This window comes from Marinobacter bryozoorum (assembly GCF_023156245.1).
Taxonomy (GTDB): domain Bacteria; phylum Pseudomonadota; class Gammaproteobacteria; order Pseudomonadales; family Oleiphilaceae; genus Marinobacter; species Marinobacter bryozoorum.
In genome coordinates this window covers 1-2,595 of the sequence record NZ_JAKZAH010000085.1, presented here as the reverse complement: position 1 = coordinate 2,595, position 2,595 = coordinate 1, and the positions used below count along the sequence as shown (strand labels likewise).

Here is a 2,595-nt window from a genome sequence, read left to right as displayed (position 1 = left end):
TGCGTAAACCGCTGAAGGTTGCCACCCATTCCACGTGAAGCCTGCCACCCGGACCGGAGCAAGGCTGCCACCCATCGGAGCGTAGCGACGCGGGGTTTCTCTTCTTACTCCGAAGTCTCGGTGGCCGTCAACTTTGCCTGTTGTTTTCGCATAGATTCGCCCCGCAGATTGATCTTGTAGGCGTTGTGTACGAGCCGGTCCAGAATGGCATCTGCCAGAGTGGCGTCACCGATCGCCCCATGCCATTCCTCGATGGGTAATTGGCTAGTGGCGATGGTGGAGCGCCGGCCATGTCGGTCTTCCAGCACCTCCAGCAAGTCCCTTCGGTTCTCGGCGCTCAACTTCATCAGCCCCCAGTCATCCAGGATCAGTACGTCGACCTTGGCCAGGCTGGTCAGGAGCTTTGAGTATTGACCATCGCCCTTGGCGATGGTCAGGTCCCGTAGCAATCGGGTCAGGCGGACGTACTGGGCGGTGTAACCCTCCCGGCAGGCCTTGTGTGCCAGAGCACAGGCCAACCAGGTTTTCCCGACCCCGGTGGGACCGGTGATCAGCGCGTTCAGGTGTTCCTTCACCCACTGGCAGCTGGCTAGGCCCTGGATAAGCCCTTTATCCAGGCCGCGTGAGTTCCGGTAATCAATGTCTTCGAGGATGGCGGCGTGTCGCAGTTTGGCCCGGCGTAGCCGGCTGCTCATGCGCCGGTTGTCCCGTTCCGTCATTTCCCGGTCGACCAGCAGCCCGAGGCGCTCCTCGAAGCTCAGATCGGTGATGTCGGGGGTGGCCGACTGATCCTCCAGGGCGGCGGCCATGCCGGTCAGCTTGAGGGCGTGGAGCTTATCCAGTGTGGGATGTTTCAACATGTCAGGTTCCTTCAGTGGTAGTAGGCGGGGCCGCGGATGTTGTCGTGTGTGTCGGGCAAGGCCAGCTCCTGTTGCTCTTCCAGGGGCTGCTCATCCAGACGGTGTTTGAGGATGGATTCGATGCTCTTGTATCGATAACTGCCTAGCATCAGGGCGCGTTGGCAGGCACGTTCTAATCGTGCCTCGCCGTAGCTCTGGCCCAGTCGGAGGATTCCCAGGCAGGACCGGTAGGCCTGCTGCGGGTGCTTCCGCGCCCCCAGCGCGGAGCGGATGAGCTTTTCAGTTGCCGGTCCGGTCTTGGCTGCCCATTCGATCAGCCGTTCCGGTGACCACTCGCCGGCCTGGCGATGGGATTCCGGCATGTGGGCGGCGATGGTGCTATGCCGGCCCTTCTGATCCGAACGCCGGTGGCTGGCGATTCGGTCACCCCGGTAGAAGCATTCGATGGTGTTGTGGGTGATCCGGACCTCCACCTCTTTCTTGATCAGGGTGTAGGGCACCGAGTAGTAATGGCCGTCGATGGCGACGTGGTAGTCGATGTGCACCCGGGCTTTCTTCCACTCGGCGTAGACATACCGCTCGGCGGGTAGCGGTTGTAGAACCGGCTGGTCCAGTTGTTCGAAGTGGTCACGCCGGCACCCGGGCAACTTGCGGAAGGGGCGGTTGTTGAGCCGCTCCAACAGCTCACGGATGGTGGCGTTGAGCTGTCCCAGGGAGAAGTGCTGACGGTGGCGCAGGGCCGCCAGGATCCAGCGCTCGACGATCAATACACCACCTTCCACCTTGGCCTTGTCACGGGGCTTGCGAACCCGTGTGGGAACAACGGCCACACCATAATGGCCGGCCATATCCTGATAGGTCGGGTTGAGATCCGGCTCGTAGCGGTGGGCCTTGCTGACGCCGGAGCGGAGGTTGTCTGGAACCACCAGCTCCGGCACTCCGCCCAGGAACTCGAAGGTCCGGATGTGAGAGCCGATCCAGTCCGGCAAGGTCTGGCTCCAGGTGGCTTCGGCGTAGGTGTAATTGGACGCACCCATCACCGCCACAAAGACCTGCGCGTCATGGATCTCACCGGTGGTGCGGTCAATGACGGGCACCGTGTGCCCGGCATAGTCCACGAACAGCTTCTCCCCAGCCCGGTGGTCCTGACGCATTACCAGGTCCAGCTTGCCCTGCCAGGCCCGGTAATGGTCGCAGAACCAGCTGTATTGATAACCGTCCGGATTGGCCTCCCGGTACTCCTGCCAGAGCAGGAACAGGGTGACGTTCTTGCCCCGGAGCTCATCGTGGATCCGCTGCCAGTCTGGAATGCCCCGAACCTGTGCCGGTAGATCCGGTGGTGGCGGGAACAACCGCCGCTCCAACTGAGCTTCACTCAGACCTTCCGGCAACGGCCAGCCAAGATTCGCTTCGGCGGCACGCCGCAGATACTCGCTTACGGTGGGGCGACTGATGCCGCAGGCTGCGGCAACCTGTCGGTTGCTCAGACCTCGCTCCCACTTGAGCCGAAGGACTTCTTTGATTTTACGCATGGATAACCTCTTCGCTGGCATCTGGCCCTCTCCGGATGAAAAGGAGCAGAGTACCGTTAGTTATCCCGCGCCGGACGTTTTGATGGGGAAATCAGGCAGCCTGCCAAGGTGGCAGCTTTGCCGTGGAATCAGTGGCAGCTTTCGCGTGGAATGGGTGGCAGGCTTCGTCTGGAATCAGTGGCAACCTTGGTCTGGAATACGCA

3 protein-coding genes are annotated in these 2,595 nt (G+C 61.6%); 1 reads left to right on the top strand and 2 read right to left on the bottom strand.

Annotated elements, in window-relative coordinates; genetic code table 11:
* Positions 1-104 precede the first annotated feature (104 nt).
* Together istB and istA are read right to left on the bottom strand one after the other, a co-directional pair.
* Complete coding sequence (istB, locus tag MLC59_RS19550; RefSeq protein WP_248237272.1) at positions 105-860, bottom strand: IS21-like element helper ATPase IstB; 756 nt, start codon at positions 858-860, stop codon at positions 105-107.
* Positions 861-871: 11 nt separating this feature from the next.
* Positions 872-2,413: an IS21 family transposase gene (gene istA, locus MLC59_RS19545; RefSeq protein WP_248237271.1), complete on the bottom strand. Its 1,542-nt coding sequence runs from the start codon at positions 2,411-2,413 to the stop codon at positions 872-874.
* Here istA and MLC59_RS19540 point away from each other — a divergent pair.
* Positions 2,391-2,595: hypothetical protein (locus MLC59_RS19540; RefSeq protein WP_248237273.1), on the top strand; the 205-nt coding region annotated here is incomplete at its 3' end. The two genes, istA and MLC59_RS19540, sit on opposite strands and share 23 nt — an antisense overlap.

What these genes read in the sequence shown, in the direction of transcription:
- istB (WP_248237272.1), bottom strand. Translation starts at nt 860, where the DNA reads ATGTTGAAACATCCCACACTGGATAAGCTCCACGCCCTCAAGCTGACC.
- istA (WP_248237271.1), bottom strand. Translation starts at nt 2,413, where the DNA reads ATGCCAGCGAAGAGGTTATCCATGCGTAAAATCAAAGAAGTCCTTCGG.